At 73.1% G+C, this 23,519-nt stretch carries 17 protein-coding genes; 10 read left to right on the top strand and 7 right to left on the bottom strand.

Features of this window, described 5'->3' with window-relative positions:
* Window positions 1-201: 201 nt before the first annotated feature.
* Window positions 202-1,317: an ADP-ribosylglycohydrolase family protein gene (locus DDQ41_RS12860; protein ID WP_109294633.1), complete on the top strand. Its 1,116-nt coding sequence runs from the start codon at window positions 202-204 to the stop codon at window positions 1,315-1,317.
* 706 nt (window positions 1,318-2,023) lie between these two features.
* On the opposite strand, the gene DDQ41_RS12855 is transcribed toward DDQ41_RS12860, so the two are convergent.
* From DDQ41_RS12855 to DDQ41_RS12845, 3 genes are all read right to left on the bottom strand, one after another.
* Window positions 2,024-2,224 carry a DUF397 domain-containing protein gene (locus DDQ41_RS12855; RefSeq protein ID WP_109294632.1) on the bottom strand — a complete coding sequence of 67 codons (201 nt, stop codon included), beginning with the start codon at window positions 2,222-2,224 and terminating at the stop codon, window positions 2,024-2,026.
* 242 nt (window positions 2,225-2,466) lie between these two features.
* On the bottom strand, window positions 2,467-3,324 hold the full coding sequence (locus DDQ41_RS12850) for a helix-turn-helix domain-containing protein (RefSeq protein ID WP_109294631.1): 858 nt from the start codon (window positions 3,322-3,324) through the stop codon (window positions 2,467-2,469).
* A gap of 749 nt (window positions 3,325-4,073) precedes the next feature.
* Window positions 4,074-4,793 carry a GOLPH3/VPS74 family protein gene (locus DDQ41_RS12845; protein ID WP_109294630.1) on the bottom strand — a complete coding sequence of 240 codons (720 nt, stop codon included), beginning with the start codon at window positions 4,791-4,793 and terminating at the stop codon, window positions 4,074-4,076.
* A gap of 749 nt (window positions 4,794-5,542) precedes the next feature.
* On the opposite strand from DDQ41_RS12845, the gene DDQ41_RS12840 reads away from it, so the two are divergent.
* From DDQ41_RS12840 to DDQ41_RS32410, 3 genes are all read left to right on the top strand, one after another.
* The gene (locus DDQ41_RS12840) at window positions 5,543-7,819 is read left to right on the top strand and encodes a hypothetical protein (protein WP_316681991.1); all 2,277 of its coding nucleotides are present in this window, start codon (window positions 5,543-5,545) and stop codon (window positions 7,817-7,819) included.
* A 473-nt stretch (window positions 7,820-8,292) separates the two neighbouring features.
* The gene (locus tag DDQ41_RS12835) at window positions 8,293-9,975 is read left to right on the top strand and encodes an MFS transporter (protein ID WP_245991540.1); all 1,683 of its coding nucleotides are present in this window, start codon (window positions 8,293-8,295) and stop codon (window positions 9,973-9,975) included.
* A gap of 95 nt (window positions 9,976-10,070) precedes the next feature.
* Window positions 10,071-10,205, top strand: a complete 135-nt coding sequence (locus DDQ41_RS32410; protein WP_262508448.1) for a hypothetical protein — start codon at window positions 10,071-10,073, stop codon at window positions 10,203-10,205.
* A gap of 161 nt (window positions 10,206-10,366) precedes the next feature.
* Here the strand turns inward: DDQ41_RS32410 and DDQ41_RS12830 are convergent, their stop codons facing one another.
* Entirely contained in the window at window positions 10,367-11,206 is an 840-nt protein-coding gene (locus tag DDQ41_RS12830) for a MerR family transcriptional regulator (RefSeq protein WP_109294627.1), read from the bottom strand.
* Between the two features lie 586 nt (window positions 11,207-11,792).
* Between DDQ41_RS12830 and DDQ41_RS12820 the strand changes: the two genes are divergently transcribed.
* The 3 genes from DDQ41_RS12820 (at window position 11,793) to DDQ41_RS12810 (ending at window position 15,133) form a co-directional block, all read left to right on the top strand.
* Window positions 11,793-12,608 carry an adhesin gene (locus DDQ41_RS12820; RefSeq protein ID WP_394342135.1) on the top strand — a complete coding sequence of 272 codons (816 nt, stop codon included), beginning with the start codon at window positions 11,793-11,795 and terminating at the stop codon, window positions 12,606-12,608.
* A 273-nt stretch (window positions 12,609-12,881) separates the two neighbouring features.
* Window positions 12,882-14,162: a hypothetical protein gene (locus DDQ41_RS12815; RefSeq protein WP_109294626.1), complete on the top strand. Its 1,281-nt coding sequence runs from the start codon at window positions 12,882-12,884 to the stop codon at window positions 14,160-14,162.
* A gap of 338 nt (window positions 14,163-14,500) precedes the next feature.
* Window positions 14,501-15,133 carry a MarC family protein gene (locus DDQ41_RS12810; RefSeq protein WP_109294625.1) on the top strand — a complete coding sequence of 211 codons (633 nt, stop codon included), beginning with the start codon at window positions 14,501-14,503 and terminating at the stop codon, window positions 15,131-15,133.
* Window positions 15,134-15,233: 100 nt separating this feature from the next.
* Here DDQ41_RS12810 and DDQ41_RS12805 read toward each other — a convergent pair whose 3' ends face one another.
* The 3 genes from DDQ41_RS12805 to DDQ41_RS12795 all read right to left on the bottom strand — a co-directional run bounded on the left by DDQ41_RS12805 (window position 15,234) and on the right by DDQ41_RS12795 (window position 18,889).
* A complete protein-coding gene (locus DDQ41_RS12805) occupies window positions 15,234-16,196 on the bottom strand; it encodes an electron transfer flavoprotein subunit alpha/FixB family protein (RefSeq protein ID WP_109294624.1) in 963 nt (320 codons plus the stop codon).
* Window positions 16,197-16,400: 204 nt separating this feature from the next.
* A complete protein-coding gene (locus tag DDQ41_RS12800) occupies window positions 16,401-17,279 on the bottom strand; it encodes an electron transfer flavoprotein subunit beta/FixA family protein (RefSeq protein ID WP_109294623.1) in 879 nt (292 codons plus the stop codon).
* On the bottom strand, window positions 17,276-18,889 hold the full coding sequence (locus tag DDQ41_RS12795; RefSeq protein WP_109294622.1) for a 3-hydroxyacyl-CoA dehydrogenase: 1,614 nt from the start codon (window positions 18,887-18,889) through the stop codon (window positions 17,276-17,278). Before DDQ41_RS12795 ends, DDQ41_RS12800 begins: the two co-directional genes overlap by 4 nt.
* 347 nt (window positions 18,890-19,236) lie before the next feature.
* Between DDQ41_RS12795 and DDQ41_RS12790 the strand changes: the two genes are divergently transcribed.
* The 3 genes from DDQ41_RS12790 to DDQ41_RS12775 all read left to right on the top strand — a co-directional run bounded on the left by DDQ41_RS12790 (window position 19,237) and on the right by DDQ41_RS12775 (window position 22,383).
* Window positions 19,237-20,133 carry a LysR family transcriptional regulator gene (locus DDQ41_RS12790; RefSeq protein WP_109297703.1) on the top strand — a complete coding sequence of 299 codons (897 nt, stop codon included), beginning with the start codon at window positions 19,237-19,239 and terminating at the stop codon, window positions 20,131-20,133.
* Window positions 20,134-20,262: 129 nt separating this feature from the next.
* A complete protein-coding gene (locus tag DDQ41_RS12785) occupies window positions 20,263-21,489 on the top strand; it encodes an acetyl-CoA C-acetyltransferase (RefSeq protein WP_109294621.1) in 1,227 nt (408 codons plus the stop codon).
* Window positions 21,490-21,918: 429 nt separating this feature from the next.
* Window positions 21,919-22,383: a MaoC family dehydratase gene (locus tag DDQ41_RS12775; protein WP_109294620.1), complete on the top strand. Its 465-nt coding sequence runs from the start codon at window positions 21,919-21,921 to the stop codon at window positions 22,381-22,383.
* Window positions 22,384-23,519 lie beyond the last annotated feature (1,136 nt).

The raw sequence follows: 23,519 nt of genomic DNA, 5'->3' as shown, positions 1-23,519 counted from the left end.
CGGAGGGCCCGCGGCGACGGGGGAGCCCCGGCTCCGGGGCTGTGCAGCCATGCTCGCCGAGGACCGTGACCGGCCCCGGACCGGACCCGGACCGGGGCCGGCCGCCGCGTTCCGCCTCACCGGCCACGGCAGCCGGATTCCACCCATGAGCGATCTCTCACGGTCGATTAAAGTGCTCGGCACGAGAAGGGAGGGAGCCGCGTGACCACGGGAGCCGCAGCCGTCTGGGGACGTGCCGAGCAGCAGGACTTCCGTGCCCGGGTGCGCGGCTGTCTGCTGGGCGGGGCCGTCGGCGACGCCCTCGGCGCCGGGGTCGCAGCGCTGTCGCTGGACGAGATCCGCACCGCCCACGGCCCCGACGGGGTCGCCGACCTCGCCCCTGCGTACGGCCGCCGCGGCGCCGTCACCGCGGCCACCCAGCTGACCCTTTTCACCGTCGACGGCCTCATACGCGCCCAGGTCCGCCGTGACACCGGTGCCTGGCACCCGCCGACCGACGTCCACCGCGCCCATCTTCGCTGGGCGGCCACTCAGCGCGACTGGGGCCCCGACGAGCGCCGCAAGGACAACGGCTGGCTCGCCCGCGAGGAATGGCTCTACACCCGCCGCGACCCGGCGCCCGCCTGCCTCACCGGTCTCGCCGACGAGCTCCTCGGCACCATCGACAAGCCCAAGAACCCCACCGCCCGCGACGCGGGCGCCCTCGTCCGCTCCGCGCCCTTCGGACTGCTCGTGGGCTGGGAACCCCGGTTGGTCTGCCAGCTCGCCGTCGAGTGCGCGGCGCAGACCCACGGGCATCCCACGGCGTACCTCTCGGCCGGCGCGTTCGCGGTGATCGTCCACGGGCTGGCCCGCGGCGAGACCGTCGACGCGTCCGTCCAGCGGGCGCTGTACCTCCTCACACCCAGGCCCGGCCACCAGCCCGTGAGCGACGGACTGAAACAGGCCCTTGGCGCGGTACGCCAGGGCACCCCCGGCCCCGCCCACGTCGACGCCCTCGGCGACCCCGAGCACGCCGAGGACGCCCTCGCCGTCGCCGTCTACTGCACCCTCGTCAGTGAGGACGTCCGGCACGGGCTCCGCCTCGCGGTCAACCACGACGGCGCCTCTCACACCACCGGCACCCTCTGCGGGGCCCTCCTCGGCGCACTCCACGGCGAGACGGCCCTCCCGCCCGCCTGGGTGGCGGAAGTCGAGGGCCGTTCCACCATCCTCGAACTGGCCGACGACTTCGCCATGGAGATGACCCAGGGGCCCGCACTCCACGGCCCCGCAGTCTCGGCCCCCGGCTGGCTCCAGCGCTACCCGCGCGGCTGACCACCCCGGGCACCCGCTGCGGGTGGGCGTGCAGCCTGGCGCTCGCTGGACGGCGGCGGCGCCGGTCGGTTCACCGGCGCCGGCCGGGAGGGACCGCCCTGGGGCCGAGCGGGCGTGGTTCAGGGGTGGTTCAGGGGTGGTTCAGGGCGGCGGTCACCCGGGTGCTGCGACCGCCACCGGGTGCTGCGGCTGCCGCGACACCCGGCGGCGTCGACTACCAGCCGGCCGGTGGCTCCGGCTGCTGCTCCATCCGTTGGACCACCGAGGGCTGCTGCGGCGCGCCCCTATGGTGGGCGCGCCAGGCCGGCGCGCGGGTCGATCGCCCCGGCCGCGGGCCGCCGGGCGGGTTCGCGTAGGCGCGTTCCACCTCAGGGGGGACCGGCGCCCGGGGAGGGCCGCAGTGGGAGGGCGTGCCGGGTGGCCTGTACCGGGGAGGGCACTACCGAGTCACCCAGGTACTGAGGCGGTGAGGCGGGCGGTGGTGGGGAGCGGGGCTGCTACCGAGGCCGCATGGCGGGTCGGTCGGGACCCGCAGGGCCGAGCCCCCTCGGCCGGGACGGCGGACCAGTCGAGAGGGCTCTGTCTGTCGAGTCGGGTCGGCTCGACGCCGGTCGGCACCGCACACGCGGGACGAGGCCGACATCGGAAGCCTGCGGCTTCCTGATCTTCCTGCTACCGGTTCCGGTTCCGGTTCGGGCTGCGGAACCTAGAGGGTGCCCCTGCTCACGCCGTGGACGAACGCGTTCCAGGAGTCGGGGACGAAGGTGATGGAGGGGCCCTCGGGGGCCTTCGAGTCGCGAACGGCGATCGCCCGTACGACAGGGGACTTGACCTCGACACATGCGCCGTTGCCGCCGGAGTACGAGGATTTGATCCAAGTGTCCGTGGCGCCCTGGTGAATAGCCATGTCTTTCTCCGGTTCAGTGTTTCGACGGTGCGGCCGACGTGCTCGACGGCGTGATCACGACGCTACTCGGCACGCTCGACCGCTGAGAATGTCTCTTCACTCGACCGGATGGCATATTCCATATAACTCTTCCGGGAAGCGGTGGTGACGGTGTATCTTGCGCCCTCACGACGTCCCGGTCAGCTGCCGGGCGATGCGCCCATCGCCCCCGCACGGGGACTGCGATGCCCCCTGGACTGAGGTCATCTGGCGTAGGACTTGGCGATGTCCTCGATGAACTCCCTTGTGTGCTCGACGTTCAGGGCCTGGGCCCGCAAGTGCTCGTACATCACGGTGTATTTGTGGACGTCGTTCGCCTTCTCCAGATACAGGTCACTTGTGACGCCCTCGATGTACACGACGCTCGAGTCCGCGGCGTCGGGGAACTCCAGGATGGCGTAGTGGCCCGTGATCCCGGGATGCGCGCCCATGCTGAACGGCAGCACCTGGACGGTGACGTGCGGCAGCTGCGACCGCTCCACGAGATGCTCGAGCTGCTCGCGCATCATCTCCTTGTTGCCCACGACCCGCCGCAGTGCTGCCTCGTCCACCACCGCCCACAGGCGTAGCGGGCTCTCGTCGGAGGCGATCCGCTCCTGTCGGCGGACCCGGACCTGTACGCGCTTCTCCACATCGCTGCTCGGCGTCTCGGGCAGTGCGCCGGTGATGAGTGCCTCCGCGTACGCCCTGGTCTGCAGCAGGCCGGGCACGATCTGCGGCTCGTAGACCCGGAGGCTGGCCGCGTCCGTCTCCAGGCCGATGTAGACGCTGTACGGGATGTCGCCGAAAGCGTGCCACCAGCCCTGCTGGCGGGAGTCCTTGGCCATCTGCATCAGGGAGTCGACGACGCGGTGGTCCTCGACCTCGTACACTCCGCAGAGGTCGCGGACGTCGCGCTGGCTGATCGACCGCCGGCCGTTCTCCAGTCGGCTGATCTTCGACTGGGAGACGAGCAGACGGTCCGCCACCTCTTCCGCCGTCATGCCCTTGAGTTCGCGGAGGCGGCGTAGCTCCTGGCCCAAACGGCGACGCCTGACGGTGGGGTTGACGTTGGACGCCACGGGAACTGCACCTCCGGCTGTGGACTGCTCTGCTCTGCTGTCCTGTTGCTGTGCGTATCTACGTCTCAGCAGACTGCCACCAAAGGTGCTGCCCGCGCTGGAAAACGACGACACGCGCGCACAATGCGGGGGACAAAGAACTCCGGCTGTGCGCGGCGCGTCTTGGCGGCACGCCTTGGCGGAGGTGCGGGTGGGCGCGGGTGGCGCCCCGCGGCACGCGTTCGGCGGGGTGACGCGGGTGATGTCGCACTGCAAGTGCTGCGCGGGCCGGCGGGCGTTGAGCTGGAGGGTGCGTCTGCGCGTGGGCGCGGCTTCGCGAGCAGCCCGAGGAGACAGCGACCATGCCCGTCGGTGCGTCGGTGCGTCGGTGCGTCGGTGCGTCGGTGCGTCGGTGCGTCGGTGCGTCGGTGCGTCGGTGCGTGTGTCTGAGTCGGTGTATGCGGCCCTGGAGCCTGCGGGTGGCTTGGCGCGGCGGAGGGCGCGCGCCCGCGTGAGGCCCCGGGCGGTGGGGTGCGATCGCAGCCCGTGGAGAGGGCGCGGGGCAGTCGTTGTGTACGACTGCCCCGCGCCCTCCGCGGCTCCCGCACCGGGTCAGGGCCGACGTCGGTGGGGCGGAGAATCCCGGCGGGCACGCGAACGGATGTCCCGGCGCGTCCACGGCCGTGGGCGTCCCGGGTGCATCCGTGCCGGTGCGTGTCCGGTTGTGCCCGGCCGGTGCGCCGGGCCCGCGCCCGTACCCGCGGCCCTGGCTAGTGGGCGGCGGCGCGGGCCATGCCGCCGCGTCCTGCCGGCATCTGGACGGCCGGCTGCCGGCCGGTCGCTGCCGGGCTGCGGCGAGGCTGCGCGGACACGCCGTTCTGAACGTCCATCACGGCGTGGGCCACGAGTCCGCCCATGGGGTCGTGCCTGATCAGGTCCCGAAGCCGGGAGCGGGAGGACCGCCCCTCGTTGCCGGGATAGAGGTGCTTGCCAAGGCCGACCGCGTGCGCCAGCGCGGCGAGCGCGGCCGTCCGCGGGTCCGGCGGTACGCCGGTGCGGATGGCGTTGTCCAGCCGGGCCCTGATTTCCCGGCTGATAGCCGTGTCCGTCGCCTGGTAGCGAGTCGTCGGCAGCACCCCGCACATCTGTCCCGCCACGGCATGGACCATGCCGCACCTTTCCAGATGCGAAAGGTAGGTCTGGCGCAACCCCAGCCGGGGCCCGCCGATCCAGTGGACCGCCCGTACCGGACTGCCGCGCCTGCGCAGCAGTTCCAGTGCGGAGTCCAGTGTCGGATCTCCTGTCGGCCGTGGCATCACCACGGCGATACGATCCCCGTCTGGGGCTATCCGTCCTGCCAGGGCCAGCTCCACTAGCTGTGCTCCGGCCAGGCCGAGGTCGAGCGACTGCGGCTGCGCTGTGGTACCCGTGGCCGGGTCCAGAGCGAGCAGCAGAAGCTCCTCCGGAATTGTTCTGCGGCTCCTGCCCATCCATGCCTCCCCGCGTGGATGAATGACAGGGTGACGCCTCTCACATTGGTCTGTCGAGAGTGCCTGGGTGCTTCGTACGGGAACCGGTAGGTATGTCGTTCTCGTCTAGGACGGGGGCCAAGGGCTCACACAGGACACTGGTAGATGGTTCGGACAGTGGTGCGGGTGGTACCAGCGCCACGGCGGATTCAGGTTTGCGGCACGGAGGAGGCACGGTGGCGGGCGAGTCCCCCGACAGGTCGGAGCAGCAGAAGTCGTCGGGGGAGACGACTCCGGGCGAACGCGATCCGCGGCTTGCCGTGGTCCGTTCGGAGGGGGTGTCCTCCGAGGGGCGGACCGACCAGCCGACGGCGGTGTTCAGGACACCGTCGTCGGAGTCGTCTCGGTCGTCGTCCTCGAGCGGAGACGGCGACAGGGGCACGGGCAGGGTCACGGGCCGGGGCAGTGACAGTCACAGGGGCAGTCACGTGGGAGCAGGCGAGGACACGGACACGGACGGGGACGCACCCGGGGCCGGGTCCGGTTCCCGGACCGCGACGGAGTCCGGGGCCCCCGAGGGTCGGCCGTCCGGCGGCGGCGACCGCCTCCGGGAAGCCGTGACCGCATGGCACTCCGGTACGGACGAGCCCGGGAAGGACGCGGTGAGCGGGTCCGCGGAGGCGGACGCCGACGATCGCTTGGCGGGCTCAGACACCCCTGAAGTCGCCCGCGGCGCAACCGAGGTGGTCGATGAGGGCGCGAGGAGGTCCGTGGCGCCCGCGCCCCGCAAGTCCGTCGACGTGGAATCGGCGGCCGGCCCGGACGCCGGCGGCCGGGGTGGCCGGGGTGGCCGGGGTGGCGGCGGCGGTGGCGGGGGGAACAGCGGCGAGGACGGTGCCCGGGCCAGGGCGCCCCGCTGGGCTGCGACCCGGACCGCCGAGGGCGACGACGCCACCGCAGCCGAGGACGAGGCCACCGCAGAGGGCCCGGACGGCGCCGAGGCCATCGCGTCGGCAGATGCGGCCGGGGCCGGTGAAGACGGCGGCGACGAGGGGAACCGGACGCCGGCCGGCAAACCGGTGGCCGTCGGCACCGCGCTGCCCCGGTCTGCCGTGGACCAGCCGACCACCGCGCTGAAGATCACCCCATCGGCGGCGGCACCGAAGCAGGCCGTGAAGCCCTCAACGGCTACCAGCCGGCCGGGCACCGACCGCACCGGTTCGGACCGCGAGGGCTCGGACCGTACCGGTTCGGACCGCGAGGGCTCGGACCGCACCGGTTCGGACCGGGAGGGCTCGGAGTGGGAGGCGGAGCGCACCACGGCACTCAGGGTCACCGCACCCCCGAGCGGGTCGGCGAAGCCCGGACAGGGGCCTGCCATGAAGCCGGCGGCGGAGTCCGACGACCGTCCCGACGCCGAGGGCGCCGCCGGCTCCACACCCCCCTCCGGCGGCGGGGGAGTGGCGGCCCCGGCCACCCCGGTCGCCGGTGCGGCGTCCGCGTCCGAGCCCAAGTCCGCGTCCAAGTCCGCCTCGGGGCCGGACTCCGCGTCCGCGTCCGCGTCCAAGCCCGGTCCCGGCCGGGCCTCCGGTGGTGCCCCCGAGTCGGCCGCCGAGTCGGCCGCCGAGCGGACCAGCACGTTCGTGCCGCTGCGACGTGACGACGCACCGTCTGCCTCGAAGTCCGCCCCGCCCGGCCGGTACGCCGCTGCCCCGTCAGTGTCAGTCGCCGAGCCCGAGCGCACGCGACAGCAGCCCATGCCGCCCAAGCCGCCGCTCGATCTGCTGGCCGAACTGACCAACACCCCTCCGCCTCCGCAGACCCCGGTTCGGACCCTGCTGCGGCGGGTCAGGATCTGGACGCCGCTCGTCGTACTGCTCCTGATCGTCTTCGCTGTCGTACAGACCATGCGCCCGCTCCCGGAGAACACCCTCTCGCTGACCGCCGAGCCCGCGTACACCTTCGAGGGTGCCGCCCCGCAGCTGCCCTGGCCGGCCAAGGGCCAGGCGTACATGGCGGCGTCCGGACTCGGCGCGCTCGGCTCCTCCGGCGAGCAGAAGCCCGTGCCGATCGCGAGCGTGACCAAGTCGATGACGGCGTACGTAATCCTCAAGAACCACCCGCTCAAGCCGGGCGAGGAGGGGCCCGTGATCGAGATCGACGCCAAGGGGGAGTCGGACGGCCAGCTCGACAAGACGGACAACGAGTCGACGCTCAACACCGTCAAGAAGGGCGACAAGATCAGCCTGAGGGACGCGCTGGCGGCGATCATGATTCCGTCCGCGAACAACATCGCGCGGCAGCTGGCTCGCTGGGACTCGGGCTCGGAGAAGGCGTTCGTCGAGAAGATGAACGCCGCCGCCGAGGAACTCGGCATGGAGAACACGACCTACACGGACCCGTCCGGGCTGGACGCGACGACGGTCAGCACGGCCGAGGACCAGGTCAAGCTGGGTCTGAAGCTGGTCGAGATCAAGGCCCTGACGGACATCACCAAGCTGCCGGAGTGGACGGACCCTTCGGGCAGGACATGGCGGAACTACAACGAACTGCCGCCGTTCGACGGCGCGCTCGGCATCAAGACCGGCAGCACCACCAAGGCGGGCGGCAATCTCCTCTTCGCCGCCCACAAGATGGTCGGTGACACGGACCAGCTGATCGTCGGCGCCGTGCTCGCGCAGTACGACACCCCGATCCTCGGTACCGCGATCAAGGAGAGCAAGGAGCTGATGCTCGCGACCCAGGACGCCCTGAAGAACGCGACGGTCGTCGAGAAGGGCCAGGTCGTCGGACTGGTCGAGGACGGTCTGGGCGGTTCGGTCCCGGTCGTGGCCACCAAGGACGTGCGGGCGGTCGGCTGGTCCGGGCTCACCGTGAAGCTCGAGCTGACGGACGGCGGCAAGGTCCTGCCGCACGAGGCCGCGCCCGGCACGGTGGTCGGTTCGCTGACCGTCGGCGAGGGCGCGAGCCAGGTCGCCGTGCCCGTCGCCCTCCAGCAGGAACTCGCGGAGCCCGGCTTCGGCGCCAGGCTGACCCGCCTGGGCTGACATCGCGCGCCCGGACGGGGCACGGGCCTCCGTGCCCCGTCCGCCGCATCAGCACCGTGCTAGCGTCCCCGGATCGCGGCGTCCCCGGTACGGGGCAACTCGCGAAGCCGGGACGGCGTCCCCGAGCACGGGAAGCGAACACGGGAGCCGCATTGACCACCGTCGAGCCGACACGCGCGGACGAGAGCAGTGCCGCGAGGGGGCCACGAGCCGAGAAGACCCCGCGAATAGGGGAGGACTCCGGATCCCCCGGATCCCCCGGATCCCCCGGATCCCCGAAGTTGCTCGAATCCCCCGGATCCCCGAAGTCCCCCGGATCCCGTCGGGTTCCGGCCGCTCCCGGGACGGGAAGTCCGGGCGCCGCGCGGTGCACCGAGTCGAGGCTCACCGGCCCGCGGTTCGGCGCCTCGTGGCTCGCCTCCCCGCGGCGCACCGCCGCCCGGTTCGCCTCCGGTTCGGCGCGCCGACCCGTCCTGACGGCGACCGCATGGGCGGCCTTCCTCCACGTCGGGTGGTTCTTCCTCTTCGCCAACAGCGGCGGTGACATCGCCGCACAGGACGCCTGGGCCGAGTTCGTCGGCCGCCACCCCGACTCGGCGTACAACCTCGCCTGGTACGGAGGCATGCACCCGGTCTCGTACAGCGTGGTGTCCCCGTACCTGATGTCCGTGCTCGGCGTGCGCACGACGATGATGGTCGTCGGGACCCTCTCCACCGCGCTGACCGCGCTGATCCTGACGCGGGTGCGCGCCGTCCGGAACCCGCTGGCCTGCGCACTGGCCGGGGTGTTCGCGTTCTTCTGCAACGCGCTTTCGGGCCGGGTCACGTTCGGGCTGGGGATGGTGTTCGCCCTCGGAGCGGTCGCGGCGGTGTTCTGCTGGCCGTACCGCTGGCGGAGGAAGCGGTGGGCGAAGGCCGCGTTCGCCGCGCCGCTGGCCGGCCTCGCGACCGCTTCGAGCCCGGTCGCCGGGCTGTTCCTCGGAGTCGTCGCCGCGGCGCTGTTCCTGAACAAGCGCCGGCCGGGCGCCTACGCACTGGGGATCGCGCCGGTCGTGGTCGTGGTCCTGTCCGCGTGGCTCTTCCCCTTCTCCGGCACCCAGCCCATGTCGTTCGTGTCGACGTCGCTGCCGTTCCTCTTCGGGGTGCTGGTCCTCGTCCTCGTACCGCGGGGCTGGCGCACCGTGCGGACCGCGGCCGGGGTGTACTCCGCCGGCACGCTGCTGACCTTCCTGGTGGACTCGCAGATCGGCTCGAACGTCTCGCGGCTCGCGATGCTCTTCGCGGGGGTGCTGCTGCTGGCGGCGCTGCCGTACGCCGTTCCCCGCTCGCGCAGGTGGTACGCCATCGTCGTGGCCTTCGCCGGGCTCAACGCGTGGATCGGCTTCAAGAGCGTCGACGACATCGTGCGCACCGCTCCGGCCGCGTCCTGGACGAGGGAACTCGCGCCGCTGGTGAACGAACTCCAGCAAGTCGGTGCGGAGAAGGGCCGCGTCGAGGTCGTCCCGGCGAGCAGCCACCGCGAGGCGTCGGCACTCGCGCCGTACGTCAATCTGGCGCGCGGCTGGAACCGGCAGGCGGACATGGAGCGCAATCCGCTCTTCTACGACGACACGCTCGACGCGGTGAACTACCGCGAGTGGCTCCACCGATGGGCCGTCCACTACGTGGTGCTGCCGACGGGCAAGCCGGACTCGGGCGCCCGGCAGGAAGCGGAGCTGGTCGAGCGCGGCCAGCCCTATCTGAAGCTGGTGTGGTCGGACGCGAACTGGCGGCTGTTCGCCGTCCGTGAGCCGACCCCTCTCGCGGACCCGCCGGCGACGGTGGACCGGGCGGGCGACGGTGAGCTGCGGATCCATGTGCGCGAGGCGGGCCGGGTGCTGATCCGGGTCCCGTACTCGCCGTGGCTGGGGCTCGTGGACGACCAGGGCCGGAGCGTGGAGCAGCCGCGCGAGACCCCGGCGTCGAAGCTGCGTGCGGAAGACGAGCCGAAGGTGTTCGTCAACGTCGCCGGCTGCCTGACGAAGGCGGAGGAGGACACGGCTGGGGACGAGTGGACCGAACTCCTCGCGCCGCGTCCGGGTGTCTACCGGCTGGCGGCCCCGTATCAGCTCCCCCGCGGCACGCCGTGTCCGGAGGAGTTGACCGGGAGGAGCTGAGCGGGAGGCGGCATGCCGCGGGGAGCTGACCGGGAGGCGGTGGCCGGGAGGGGTCGACCCGGGAGGAGCCGAACCGGGGGGCGTCGGTCGCGCCGGTGGCAGTCGGCGGCTGGTCGCTGCAGCGGCTCGCGGAGCTGTCCGTCATCGTTGTCGGCGCCACCGACACCGACACCGACACCGCCACCGCCGCCGCTGTCCACCACCGCCACCGCCACCGGCGACAACGATGACGCCGCCGGTGGCGGTAACGACGGCGGACAGCGGCGGCAGCGCTCCTCGCTGCAGATCACCCCCGTGGACCACAGCGCTTCAGCGTCCGCCTCCGCTCTCGTCGACGCCGTCGGGCCGCGTCGTCGAGCCGCGTCGTCGGGCCGCGTCGTCGACCCGGCCGTCAGCCCACCGGGAACGCCACGTCGCAGACCTCGTCCGTCGCCGAGGAAGCGTCCCAGTCCGCGAAGTACACCTCGCGGCACGGGCCCGTGATCGTCAGCCCTTCCTCGGCCGTCCAGCGCTCGACGGCGTCGAAGGCGGACTCGATCAGCGGGTGTGTGACCTGCGCCTTGGTGATCCGGGTGTAGGCGAGGCGGCCGGCCGGTTCGACGCGGAGGGCCGCCCCGGTCCGCTGCCTCTCGAGCCAGAGCTGCGCGGCGCGGGCGTCGTTGACCGGCAGACACGCCTCCACCGGGCCGTCGTCGTCCGCAGTGACCTCGGAGTGGTACACGACGTACGGCGGTCCCGCGATGCCACCGCACCCCTCGGCCGCCTGCTCCAGGCGGCCGAGGGACGCCGGGATCCAGCGCGGCAGTTCTGCCGCCGTCAGGCCGCGGCGCTCGGTGAGGACCACCTGCTCGGCCACGTCCACCGTCCTGATCTCGTACTTCATCGTCTGTGTCCTGCCCGTGAGCCGGTCACGGAGATAGGCCACGACGGCACCCTGCACGGCACGGCGATCCTCCACCTCCGCCCAGTACGCCGTGAGCGCCTCGGCGGCCTGCCACCCCGGCAGCTCCAGTACGTCGGCGATCCGGGCCAGCGGCATCTCGATCTGCCGCAGCAGCACCACGAGCCGGGCGCGGTCGACCTGCTCCGTGCGGTACCAGCGGTAGCCGGTCGCCGGATCGACGTGCGCCGGGGCGAGCAGCCCGAGCCGGTCGTACAGGCGCAGGGCCTTCGGCGAGAGCCGTGCCCGAGCGGCGAAGGCTCCGATGGTGAGCAGGGAGTCGTCGTGCATGGGCCCATCCTCCGTCACCGGGCGGGAGGTCCGCCCGGTGACGAAGACGATGCGGCTTGCCCCTGGGACAAGGTCAACGGCGGTCGCCGAACTCGCGCCGGGCGGCATTCCGGCTCCGCTGCCCGGCGAACCCGGATCGACTCGGACTCGGACGCGGGCAATGGAAACGGCAACGGCAACGGCAACGGGCACGGGCACGGGCACGGACATGGGTACGGACATGCGCACGGGCACGCAGATGAGTACGGACACGGGCATGCACTGGGACATGGATCCGGACACGGACGCGCACGGGGGGACGCACAGGTGGAGATGGATCCGGACACGGAGTGGATCGATCTCCCCACCGTCCGGGGGACTTGACCTCGAGTGTGCGGGGTGCTCGGCCGCAGGCGGGCCGTGAGCGGGTGTGGCGGGTGTGGCGGGTGGTGAGTCGGCCACTGGTGCTGACCGGGCCGCGGGCGCGGGCGCGGGTGCGGGCGCTGATCGTGGCGGTTCCCGCCCCGTGGCGCACGGTGTTCCTGCATAGTGTGCTGGTATGGCGTGCGAACGGTGCGGCAGTGAAAGGCACACGCCGCTGCCCGGTATGAGTTGCCCCGACTGCGGATACCTGGTCCGGGACGAGCGGCGGGCCGGTCCGTCCTGGGTCGCCCGCGAGACGATCACCGGCCGGATCTCGCTGCTCTCCCGCGTCCGGAAGGGTCTGCTGGCGGCGGGGACCGTGGTGGTGCTGGGCTGCTTCGTCGCCGCCGCGGCACTCCTCACCGGTTCCGGTTCCGGCGGCGGCGAAGGCGAAGGCGGCGGGGAAGCCCAGGCCGCCGGGACCGACGTTCCCGGACGCTCCATCCCGACCAGGGTGGGCCCGACGGAACTGCCCGGCGGGGAGCAGTTCGAGGAGTGGGCCGGACCGGGCTGCACGACGGGCACGTACCGTGAGGTGGGCCGCGTCGAGAACGGCCACGCCGCCTGGTACACGGTCCGCGAGGGAGGGCGCAGCAACCCCGACTGCGACGGCAGTTTCACCGCCGTCCCCATGTCGGGCAGCGCGACCAAGGACACGAGCGGCACCGCGATCTGGAGCTGGGAACTGGACGACGACTACCGGACGTGCGCGCTCGCGGTGTTCGTCCCCCGTACGGACCGCGCGTCGGACGCCGCCGGCGACCCCACGTTCTACCGCGTCCTCGCCGATCCGGACGATGTGCGGTCCGGCTATACGGGTTTCGGTGTCCGGCAGACCGTCCACCGGGGCGAGCTGGTGTCCGTCAGGAGCTATCCGGTCAAGGGTGACAGGGTCTTCGCGGTGCAACTGCTCGATCGCGGGCGGGACTGGGGAGGGGCCGAGCGTATCGGCGCGCACCATGCGGCCGCCCAGATGAAGCTGACCTGCGGGGCGGCGTAGGGCGGGCACCCGCCGGATGTCCGCCGCATGCCCGCCGGACGCCCACCTCGGGCGGGGCGCGGGGCGTGGGGGCGCCGGCTGGGCGCGGGGCGCGGGACGGACCACGGCTCTGACCCCCTCATGAGTGTCCGCCATTCGATGCGTTCGGTGCCGCCTTGAACGCGAGGCGTTGCCGTCGGGGTTACTGTGGCGCCCGCTGTTGTTGTGATCAGCGGGTCGCCCCGGCCGCCTCCGGCTCGCGGGGCGACCCGCCACGACCGGACAGGTGCGCCCATGCGTCTCGCATCCCCCCGCCCCCGCCTCCCGCGGGCCGCCGCAGTTGCGTGCGCGCTGTCGGCGCCGCTCGCTCCGGCCGCCGCCGCGGGGACGCCCGCCGACGGGAGCGACCGTCACCGGACCGGTGAGGTCGTCACCGTGACGACCGCCGGGGTCGGAGACCCCGGCAACCCCCCGGTGGGCGTCGTCCCCTTCACCGACGCCGTCTACCCCGACTGCGCCGCCGCTCCCGCCACGCCGGGCGGCTGCCTGACGGTCGGCGGTGTCCGCTACCCGTACGAGATCGGCAAGCTCGAGGTGACCGTCGCCCAGTGGGTGGCGTTCCTGAACACCGTCGACCCGGACGGACACGATCGTCTCGGCCTATGGGACGCGAACGAGAGCGGCGAGACCTGGCCGAGGTACGGGCAGGTCGAGTTCGCCGAAGACGCCCGCAGGGGCCGCCACTACTCGCTCGCCCACCCGGAGTGGGCGGACAAGCCCTACGGCTTCGCCGACTTCCTCGACGCGGCCCGCTTCGTCAACTCCCTGTTCAACGGGCGGGTCCTGGCGAAGGACACCGCTACCGAGGGCGGCTTCACCTACCACTCCTACAGGGTGCGGCTCTCGCCGCGGACCGAGCGCGGGATGTACGACCTCGACCGTCCGGACACCACCCGCACCGCGGCGTCCGGCTTCGTCGTACCGAGCCAGAACGAGTGGGTCAAGGCGGCCTACTACGACCCGAGCGGCGGCGGTACGTACTCGTACTGGAAGTACCCCACCAACGCCGGGGTCTTCGGAGACGGCGACGCGACCGCCCCCGGCCCCACCGTCCTCGATCCCGCGACCGGTGACGTCACCAACGCGTCGATCCGGCCACTCGCCTCGTACCATCCCTCCGGGGGCGCGGCTCCCACCTGGTGCCCGGGCCAGGTGCCGCCGGCCGAGTGCGCCACCGTCAATCCGCTGGGCCTGGATCCCGCGACCTACGCCACCCTCTACCAGGGCAGCCTCAGCACCGGCGGCCAGGCCCTCAGCGCCTCCCCCTGGGGGACCTTCGACCAGGGCGGTAACGCGGTCGAGTGGACCGACACCATCACCCCGCCCCCCACCGGTCAGGACTTCGGCCGCGTCTGGCGGCGGCTGCACGGCGGCGTGTCGAACGCCCCGGCCTACCAGCTGTGGCCCTCCGCGGTCGGACTCCAGCCGCAGGACAACGTCTTCTACCGACACACCTATCCATGGCTGGGCTTCCGTATCGGAGTGGTCGGGGACGTGGGGCCGAAGCGGCCCTGAAGAACGCGGAGCAGGACCGGAGCAGGACCGGAGCAGGCTCGGACCAGGCCCGGAGAAGGCATGGAGAAGGCATGGAGAAGGCCTGGAGCCTGCTGAGGGCCCGGACCTGAACGGAACGGGCCGGTCCGGTCCGGTCCGGAACAGGCCGCGCGGGCGGAGGCAGGCCGGAGACAGCTCCCAGGCAGTGGACGGACGGGGCGTGTTCACCAGTCCGGGGCGGTTCCGGTGCTGCCGCCGCGGCGGGGAGCCGGCCGCCGTGGCGCAGGAGTCGCTCCGGGGCGGCGAGAGTTGGACCGAGGACGGCGGGAGTTGGACCGAGGACGGCGGGAGACGAGGGCATGAGCACCATCGAGCTGACCATTCAGGCGACCATCGCGATGATCCTGCTGGTGGATCCGTTCATCCGTGGCCTCTTCTTCCGTGTGCTGACCGACAACGAGCCGGAGCGGCGGCGTGAGTACGTCGGCCGCATCATGGTGGTCATCGCGATCACCCTGGGTGGCGCGGCCCTGATCGGCAGGCCGGTGCTCGACCTCGTCGGCATCGACCTCTCCGCCTTCGGTTTCGCCGGTGGCCTGGTGCTCCTGCTGATGGGGTTCGAGATGCTCTTCGGCGGTGAGCCGACCCGTGCTCAGGGCGGCGCCGCGGCGCACGAGGAGCCGGCGCCGAGATCGGCCGAGGACTCGATCGTGGTGCCCTACGCCATCCCCTTCATGGCGGGCCCGGGGGCCATCACCACGGTCATCGGCATCGCTTCGACGGGGCAGGGCTGGTCGGGTACGGTCGCCGCGCTCATCGCAGTCGCCATCACCGTGGCCCTGATCCCGGTGGGGCACCTGCTCCTGGTCAACCGTATGAGGATGTCGGCGCAGACCATCGCCATCGTCACACGGTTCGGCGGACTGTTCGTCGCCACGATCGGGATCCAGCTCATGCTCAACGCGATCAGGACCTACTTCGGCCTCGGCTGAGCCCGCCGTGTGGGTCCGCGCGCGCTCCTTGCGGTGCTCGCGCTCCTTGCGGTGCTCGCGCTCCTCGCGGTCGGCCGGGTCCCGGTACCCCGCGCGGGGGTCAGCCCCTGCGGGACTCGATCTCCTCGGTGAGTCGCGGGACGACCTGGAAGAGGTCGCCGACGACGCCGTAGTCGGCGAGTTCGAAGATGGGCGCCTCCGCGTCCTTGTTGACGGCGACGATGGTCCGCGACGTCTGCATGCCGGCGCGGTGCTGGATGGCACCGGAGATCCCGGCGGCGACATAGAGCTGCGGGGAGACGCTCTTGCCGGTCTGGCCGACCTGGTGGGAGTGCGGGTACCAGCCCGCGTCCACGGCGGCGCGGGAGGCGCCGACGGCGGCGCCGAGGGAGTCGGCGAGGGCCTCGATCAGGGCGAAGGTCCCGGCGTCGCCGAGGCCCCGGCCGCCGGAGACCACGATCGCCGCCTCGGTCAGCTCGGGGCGGCCGGTGGACTCGCGCGGAGTGCGGGAGACGACCCGGGTGCCCCTGGACGCCTCGCTGACGGCCACGGCGAGCTGCTCGACGGTCCCCGCGGCCGGGGCGGCCTCGGGTTCGGCCGAGTTGGGCTTGACGGTGATGACGGGGACGCCACGCGTGACACGGGACCGGGTGGTGAACTCCGCGGCGAACACCGACTGGGTGGCCACCGGGCCGTGCTCCCCTGCCTCCACGTCGACGGCGTCGGTGATGAGGCCGGAGCCCGTGCGGACCGCGAGCCGCGCGGCGATTTCCCTGCCGTCGGCGGAGGACGGCACCAGCACCGCGGCCGGGGAGACGGAGTCGACCGCGGCCCGCAGCGCGTCGACCCTGGGGACGAGGAAGTGGTCGGTGAACTCGGGTAGATCGGCGGCGAGGATCCGCACCGCGCCGTACTCGGCGAGTACGGGCGCGGCTGCGCCTGCTCCGGGGCCCAGGAAGACGGCGACCGGCTCGCCCAGGCGCCGGGCGAGGGTCAGCAGCTCCAGGGTCGGCTTCCGGACGGTGCCGTTGAGATGGTCGACGTATACGAGGACTTCAGCCATGGGATTGTCTCCTGCGGGTGCGAAGCGATGGGTCGGGCCGGCCGACGCGGGCAGTGGGTCGCGGCCGGCCGTCGCGGCAGTGGACCGGGGCGGCCGTCGTGGCAGTGAGCCGGGCGGAGGGCCGCGGCTGCGGGGTGTGTCGGGGCGCCGTGGTGGCGGGACGGGGCAGCGGGCCGTGTCGGGGCGCCGTGCCGCCGGGCCGTCTCAGACGAACTTCTGCCCGGCCAGGAACTCGGCCAGCTTCCTGCCGCCGTCGCCCTCGTCTTGGACGATCGTGCCGCCGGTGCGGGCGGGGCGCTCGGTGGCCTGGTCGACCGCGGTCCAGGCACCCCGGAGGCCGACCTCCGCCGCCTCGATGCCCAGATCGGACAGCGTGAGCACGGACATCGGCTTCTTCTTCGCGGCCATGATGCCCTTGAAGGAGGGGTAGCGCGCCTCGCCGGACAGGTCGGTGACGGAGACGACGGCCGGGAGCGCCGTCTCCAGCAGTTCCGTGGCGGTGTCGCTCTCACGCCGTCCGGTGACCCTGCCGCCCTCGACGCGGACCTCGGAGAGCAGGGTGGACTGGGGGACGCCCAGACGCTCGGCCAGCATCGCCGGCAGCACGCCCATCCCGCCGTCGGTCGAGGCCATTCCGCACACCACGAGGTCGTAGCCGATCCGCTCGGCGGCCCTGGCCAGCACCAGGGAGGTGCCGAGCGCGTCGGTGCCGTGCAGTTCGTCGTCCTCGATGTGCACCGCCTTGTCCGCGCCCATGGACAGCGCCTTGCGCAGGGCGTCACGGGCGTCCTCGGGCCCCATGGTCAGTACGGTGATCTCCGCACCGCCGCCCTGGCCCGTGCCGTTCCCGCCACCCCCGCCGCCCCCGCCACCATCGGAATCCCCTGCGGCTCCTGCGCCTCCTGCGCCCCCTGCGTTCTCGGCGTTCTCGGCGATCCGCAGGGCCTGTTCGACGGCGTGCTCGTCGAGTTCGGACAGCAGGCCGTCGACCCCCTCCCGGTCGGTCGTCAGCTCCTCGGTGAAGCCCCGGTCGCCCGTCGCGTCGGGAACGTACTTGACACAGACGACTATCCGCAGACTCATGCCCCGTCTCCTTCGTGTGTGGGTTCGGCGGTTCCGCTTCGCGGAGGTGGTGAGGTGGCGCCGAGCGCCACCGGGTCCGGGCCCGGCTCGGTGAGCGGGAGGCCGAGGTGCACGCGCTCGGTGACCCAGCGGGTGGGCCGGTAGCGGGGGTCGCCCGTGCTGCGGTGGAGCCCCGCCTGGAGGGCGAGCATCCGTGCGGCACCGATCCGATCGCCCCAGGCCAGGGGACCGGTCGGGTACCCGAGCCCCGCGGTGACGGCCGTGTCGACCGCCGCTGGGGTCGCGATGGAGCGCTCGGCGATGGAGGCCGCCACCGAGACGATCGACGCGAGCAGCCGCTGGGCCACCGAGCCGGCCGTGTCCCGGACGACCGAGACGGCGCGGTGTCCGTCCGTGCCGTCGTGGTGTGCCGGGGCGGCGGCACGGGCGAGAACGGCCCGGGCGTCGTGGACGGCGGCCGGATCGGTGGCCGGAGTGAAGGCGAGCACCCGGCGGCCGGTGGGCATTGCCAGCGGGTCGACCCCGACGGTGCGGGAGGCGGGCAGTCCGGCGGACGCGATCTGCTCCGCCAGGGTGGTGCCCCAGGTGGGCACCAGCACCACGGCCCGCCCGGAGGGGTCGGCTCCGTCGTCCTCCAGGGTGGCCCCGTCCTCGCGGAGGGTGCGGCGCAGCGCGTCGGCGTCCGGGCCGTGCCCGGCCACGCGTACGGGGCGGCCGGGGTCTCCGGTGATCGGCGGCTCCGGCGGGGTCGCCTGCGCGCCGTCGACGTGGTCGTAGAAGCCGCGACCGGTCTTGCGGCCGTGCAGGCCCGCGGCCACGCGGTTGGGGGTGAGGTAGGAGGGCCGGAGACGGTCCGAGTGCCGGAAGCCCCGCCACACGCCGTCGATGACGGTGTCGGTCACGTCGAGTCCGGTGAGGTCCATCAGCTCGAACGGACCCATGCGCAGTCCCAGGACGTCGCGGGCGATGCGGTCGATTCCGGCCGGGTCGGACACGGACTCCTCGAGCAGGGCGAGCGCCTCGGTGACGAGTCCGCGGCCCGCGTGGTTGACGAGGAAGCCGGGGGTGTCGGCGACCACGGCGGCCGAGTGGCCGGTGGCCTGGACGAGTTCGACGAGTGCGGGCGGGATGTCCGGCCGGGTCAGTACCCCGGGGACGACCTCGACGATCCTCATCAGCGGTACGGGGTTGAAGAAGTGCAGGCCGACCAGCCGGGAGGGGTCCGCCAGTCCCGCCGCGACCCGGGTCACCGGGAGGGACGAGGTGTTGGTCGCGAGGATCGTGCGCGCGGGGAGGACGTCCTCCAGCCGCCGGAACAGGTCCGTCTTGGTGGCGAGGTCCTCGCGTACCGCCTCGATGACGAGTTCCACCCCGTCGCCCGGGGCGAAGGCGTCGTCCAGCGGCAGCAGACGCTCCGAGGCGGCCCGGGCGGCCTCGGGAGTCAGCCGCCCCTTGGCCGCGGACCGGTCGAGCATCCGCCGGACGAAGCCGATCGCGTCGCCGACCGCCTCCTGCCTGGCGTCGCCCAGCTCCACGGTGTGACCGGCGGCCGCCGCCCACTGGGCGATCCCGCGTCCCATGACGCCGGCGCCGACGATCCTGATGCGCACGTTGAGACCTCGTTTCTGGGCCCCGGCCGTTCCCGCGGCCGCGGTCGGCGCGGCGGCGCGACACGGTAGGCGCGACGGCGCGACACGGTAGGCGGGGCGGTAGGCGGGGCGGTAGGCGGGGCGGGGCGTTTCCGGCGGCCGGGTGCGGCCGGTTGCGGCCGCCCGGTGCCCGACCGGAGCGGCTCTCCATCCGGTCCGGTCGGCACCCGGTCCGGGGAGGAGGTGGCTCACACCGTGCCAACAGTCATTGATCACTGTCCAATACCGAATTAGGCTCACATTGATACTCCAGGTAGATCAGTCGCCGGGTCCGGCCCGCGGCTGCCGGAACAGGGTTGGGTGACGAGATGGAGTTGCGCCATCTGACGGCGTTCCTCGCGGTCGCCGAGGAACTGCACTTCGGCCGCGCCGCCAGACGGCTCCAGATGGCGCAGCCGCCGCTCAGCCAGCAGATCCGCCAGCTGGAGAAGGAGCTGGGGGTGCAGCTCTTCGAGCGCAACACCCGCTCGGTACGGCTCACCAGTGCCGGCCAGGCCTTCCTGCGCCCGGTACGGACGGTGCTGGAGGACGTCGGCATCGCCGTCCGGGTGGCCAGGGCCGCCGGCCGTGGCGAGTACGGGAGGGTCACGGTCGGCTTCGCCGGTGCCTCGAGCCACGAGGCCCTCCCCCGGCTGACCAGGGCCGTCAGGGCGGCCCACCCGGGCATCGAACTGGTCCTGGAGGGCCAGACGTACGCCAACGCGGCGCTGACCCGGGTCGTGGAGGGAAAACTGGACGTGGGCTTCGTGCGGCTGCCGGTGGCTCATCCGGGGCTGGAGACCAGGGTGATCTACGAAGAGGAACTCCTCTGCGCCCTGCCGTCGGACCACCGGCTGACGCAGCGCACGCGCATCCCGGTGGAGGCCCTGGCCGAGGAGCCGTTCGTGGGTTTCCCCGCCAACGCGGGCTCCTCCCTGCGCGACCTCATGGCGGCCACGTGCGAGCGAGCCGGGTTCACCCCCCGGGTGACACAGGAGGCGCCCGATTCGCACACCATCCTGGCCCTGGTCGCCGCCGGGGTGGGGGTGACGCTGACGCTCACCTCCTGCCAGCACATCCAGCAGACGGGCCTGGTCTACCGGCCGCTGGCGGGCGAGCCGATCAGGCTCCGCGCCGCCCTCGCCTGGCGCAGGGACAACCCCTCCGCCGCGCTGCGCGCCGTACTGGCCGTTGCCGAGGCCGCGCTGCCGACGCCGGTGCTGTGAGGGATCCCGCCGGGCCCGGAGGGTGCTGAGACGCCATCGGTCTCAATGCCGTAGCAATTGAGTATTGGACCTCCTCGGCGGGCGGTGCGAGGGTCGGCGGGACACCAACCCCAGGTGAAAGGACGAGGGATGTCCGCCGATCCCGCCCCCATCGTCATCTGCGAACCCCTGCGCACACCGATCGGCCGGTTCGGCGGCGCGCTGGCGTCGCAGCGGCCCGCCGCGCTGGCCGCGCACGTGATCTCGGAGGTCGTGGCCCGCAGCGGAGTCGACCCCGGGCGGATCGACGAGGTGATCCTCGGCCACGCCTACCCGACCTCCGACGCGCCCGCGATCGGGCGGGTCGCCGCCCTCGACGCCGGTCTGCCGGAGTCCGTCACGGGCACCCAGGTCGACCGCCGCTGCGGCTCCGGACTCCAGGCCGTGCTGGACGCGGCGATGCAGATCCGCTCCGGCTTCAGCGAGGTCGTCGTCGCCGGGGGCGTCGAGGTCATGAGCGACGCCCCCTTCTACACCCACGAGGGGCGCCGCGGCATCACCTCGCCGGGACTGATGCTGCATGACGCCCTGGCGCGCGGGCGGGTCACCGCGGGCGGTATCCACCATCCCGTGCCCGGCGGCATGCTGGAGACCGCCGAGAACCTGCGGCGCGAGTTCTCCATCAGCAGGGCGGACCAGGACGCCCTCGCCCTGAGATCCCAGCAGCGCGCCGCACGTGCCGCGGCGGCCGGGCTGTTCGAGGAGGAGATCGTTCCCGTCACGGTGACCGGCCGCAAGGGGGAGAGCGTCGTCGCCGCCGACGAGCATCCGCGCCCGGGCACCACGGCCGGGCAACTGGCGGCACTGCGCCCCGTGATGCAGGACTCCGACCCGGGGGCCACGGTCACCGCGGGGAACGCCAGCGGGCAGAACGACGGGGCGGCCGCCTGCCTGGTGACCGACCTGGCCACGGCGGAGCGGCTCGGGCTGACCCCCGTACTCCGGCTGGTGTCCTTCGCCCGGGCGGGCGTCGCCCCCGCGAGGATGGGCCTCGGCCCGGTGCCGGCCACCCGGACCGCGCTCGAGCGGGCCGGCCTGGCGCTGTCCGACATGGACCTCATCGAACTCAACGAGGCGTTCGCCGCACAGGTCCTGGCCTGCACACGGGCGCTCGACCTGGGCGAAGCCGACCACGAGCGGATCAACGTCAACGGTTCCGGGATCTCCCTCGGGCATCCCCTCGGCGCGACGGGTGCCCGCATCCTCGCCCATCTGGCACGGGAGATGCACCGGCGGCAGGCCCGCTACGGACTGGAGGCGATGTGCATCGGGGGCGGTCAGGGGCTGGCCGCGGTGTTCGAACGGGTGGCCCCCTGACGTCGGACCGCCGACGGCCCCCGCGAGCGTGAGCGTGAATACGACCGCGAGCGGGACCGCGGCGGGCCCGGGGGCCGGAGCCGGAGCCGGCCGGGCAGCGAGCCGGATCGGGCCGCGAGCCGGGCGGACTCAGCGAGCCCGCCCGGCTCGCGGCCCGGGCGGCCGCCAGGCCTGCACGAGGAGGCGCGGGTTCAGAAACGTCCGCCACGGCGCCCGCCGTGCCTGCTGTGCCCTGTGCCCGCCGCGCCTGCCGCGCCTGCTGTGCCGGCCGTGCCGGCCGTGTCTGCCGTGTCTGCCGTGACTGTCGCCAGTCCCGCCCGAAGCCCCCTGCCCGGCCCCGCGCTTGCCGTCGGGCCCGCCACCGCGGCCACCACGAAGTGAAGGAGTTCCCGTGCATCGTCCGCACCACACGAGAAGGCATCCCGCGACATGGCATTGACCGTCCACGGAATGGCGGAGATCGCCCAGCTCGCCGGGCGCGACCTGGGCCGCTCCCGATGGCGCGAGGTCACCCAGGAACTGGTGGACGCCTTCGCCGACGTCTCCGGCGACCACCAGTGGATCCACACGGACACCGAGCGGGCCGCCCGAGGCCCGTACGGCCGGACCATCGCACACGGCTACATGGTCCTGAGCTGGGGCGTCCCGCTCTTCTCCGAGCTTCTCCAGGTCACCGGGGTGGGGATGGCGCTCAACTACGGCACGGACCGGGTCCGCTTCCCGGCACCGGTGCCCGTCGGCAGCCGGGTGCGCCTGCACGCCCAGGTCTCCGGGATACGGCAGGTGAGCCGGGGCGGCATCGCGATGACGCGGGCCTTCACCTTCGAGCTGGAGGGATCGGCGAAGCCTGCGTGTGTCGCCGAGTCGCTCACCCACTTCTATCCGGCGGTATGAGCCGGGTGCATCGAGGGTTGTGAGTGTGAGGCGGCGGAAATGCGCCGCCCCGCAAGCCCCGCAAGCCCCGCAAGCCCCGCAAGCCCCGCAAGCCCCGCAAGCCCCGCAAGCCGCCCGCACCGGCCGACGGGCTGCTCCCGCTCCTCCGGCTCCTCCGGCCGCTCCGGCTGCTCCGGCGCTCTGCCGGGGTGAGCCCCGGGCCGCCGGAGGCCGGCGGGCTCACCGCCGTGCGGTCGTCGCGCGGTCGTCGTCGCGCGGCCGTCGGCGTGCCCGCGCACCGCGTATGGCCGGCGGCGGGCAGCACGGCCGGAGCAGGGCGGCGGCCGGGCCGTAGGCGCGGCATGGTGCGGTCGCCGCAATCCATCGCGCGGCCGCCTCGCCCCGGCAACGCGTGCACCCGCCCGCGTCCGCCTCCCGGGTGCCTGCCCGCAGAACTGCCCGCACACCTGCCGCACGCAGCTCACCGCCTACATGCCTGCACGACTGCCCGCGCTTCCGCGCGCACCGGGCTGACGGGTCCCCTGCGTGGCGTCGCTGTCCCGGGCGAGGCGGTCAGGTGCGAGGCGGTCATGGGTGCGCGGGGTCATGCGCGCGGTGCTTCGTCGGCCGGAGGTCCCGCTGCGCCGGGGGCGGCTCCCGGCCGGCGCCGCGTCGTGTGCGGGGACTCCTGTACGGCGAAACCCGGGACCGGGGGCCACACCGGAGGGTCCGATGCCTCCGGCCCTCACCTCCGGCCCTCACCTCCGGCCCTCACCTCCGGGGCCCCCGGGGCATCTCCTGGCATCCCCGGAGCGGTTGCGGCCCGCACTCTCCCTGCCGGCCCGTGCCCTGCCCGCGGTGCCCGTCGGTGGGCGCGCGTTTCGCGTACAGGCTGCCGGGCTCACCCTCGTGCCACCGCCACCGCCACCGCCACCGCCACCGCCACCGCCACCGCCACCGCCACCGCCACCGCCACCGGCCCCGGCCCCGGCCCCGGCCCCGTCGACCGTGCGTACCAGCGGGTCCGCCGGGGTGCGCCCCCCGTGACCGAACCGTGCTGAAGACGGTCGTCCGGAAACGTGCTGCATGTCTTGTAATCCACCCCACACCCTTCTACTGTGCGTCCGCATGGTGATTGTGACTTTCGAATATTGGAA

This window comes from Streptomyces spongiicola, from assembly GCF_003122365.1.
Lineage (GTDB): Bacteria > Actinomycetota > Actinomycetes > Streptomycetales > Streptomycetaceae > Streptomyces > Streptomyces spongiicola.
This window is presented reverse-complemented; position numbering and strand designations above follow the sequence as displayed.

Coding starts and splice junctions, on each gene's coding strand:
- DDQ41_RS12855 (WP_109294632.1), bottom strand. CDS start 2,224: ATGGCTATTCACCAGGGCGCCACGGACACTTGGATCAAATCCTCGTAC.
- DDQ41_RS12845 (WP_109294630.1), bottom strand. CDS start 4,793: ATGGGCAGGAGCCGCAGAACAATTCCGGAGGAGCTTCTGCTGCTCGCT.
- DDQ41_RS12830 (WP_109294627.1), bottom strand. CDS start 11,206: ATGCACGACGACTCCCTGCTCACCATCGGAGCCTTCGCCGCTCGGGCA.
- DDQ41_RS12820 (WP_394342135.1), top strand. CDS start 11,793: ATGAGTTGCCCCGACTGCGGATACCTGGTCCGGGACGAGCGGCGGGCC.
- DDQ41_RS12815 (WP_109294626.1), top strand. CDS start 12,882: ATGCGTCTCGCATCCCCCCGCCCCCGCCTCCCGCGGGCCGCCGCAGTT.
- DDQ41_RS12810 (WP_109294625.1), top strand. CDS start 14,501: ATGAGCACCATCGAGCTGACCATTCAGGCGACCATCGCGATGATCCTG.
- DDQ41_RS12805 (WP_109294624.1), bottom strand. CDS start 16,196: ATGGCTGAAGTCCTCGTATACGTCGACCATCTCAACGGCACCGTCCGG.
- DDQ41_RS12800 (WP_109294623.1), bottom strand. CDS start 17,279: ATGAGTCTGCGGATAGTCGTCTGTGTCAAGTACGTTCCCGACGCGACG.
- DDQ41_RS12790 (WP_109297703.1), top strand. CDS start 19,237: ATGGAGTTGCGCCATCTGACGGCGTTCCTCGCGGTCGCCGAGGAACTG.
- DDQ41_RS12785 (WP_109294621.1), top strand. CDS start 20,263: ATGTCCGCCGATCCCGCCCCCATCGTCATCTGCGAACCCCTGCGCACA.
- DDQ41_RS12775 (WP_109294620.1), top strand. CDS start 21,919: ATGGCATTGACCGTCCACGGAATGGCGGAGATCGCCCAGCTCGCCGGG.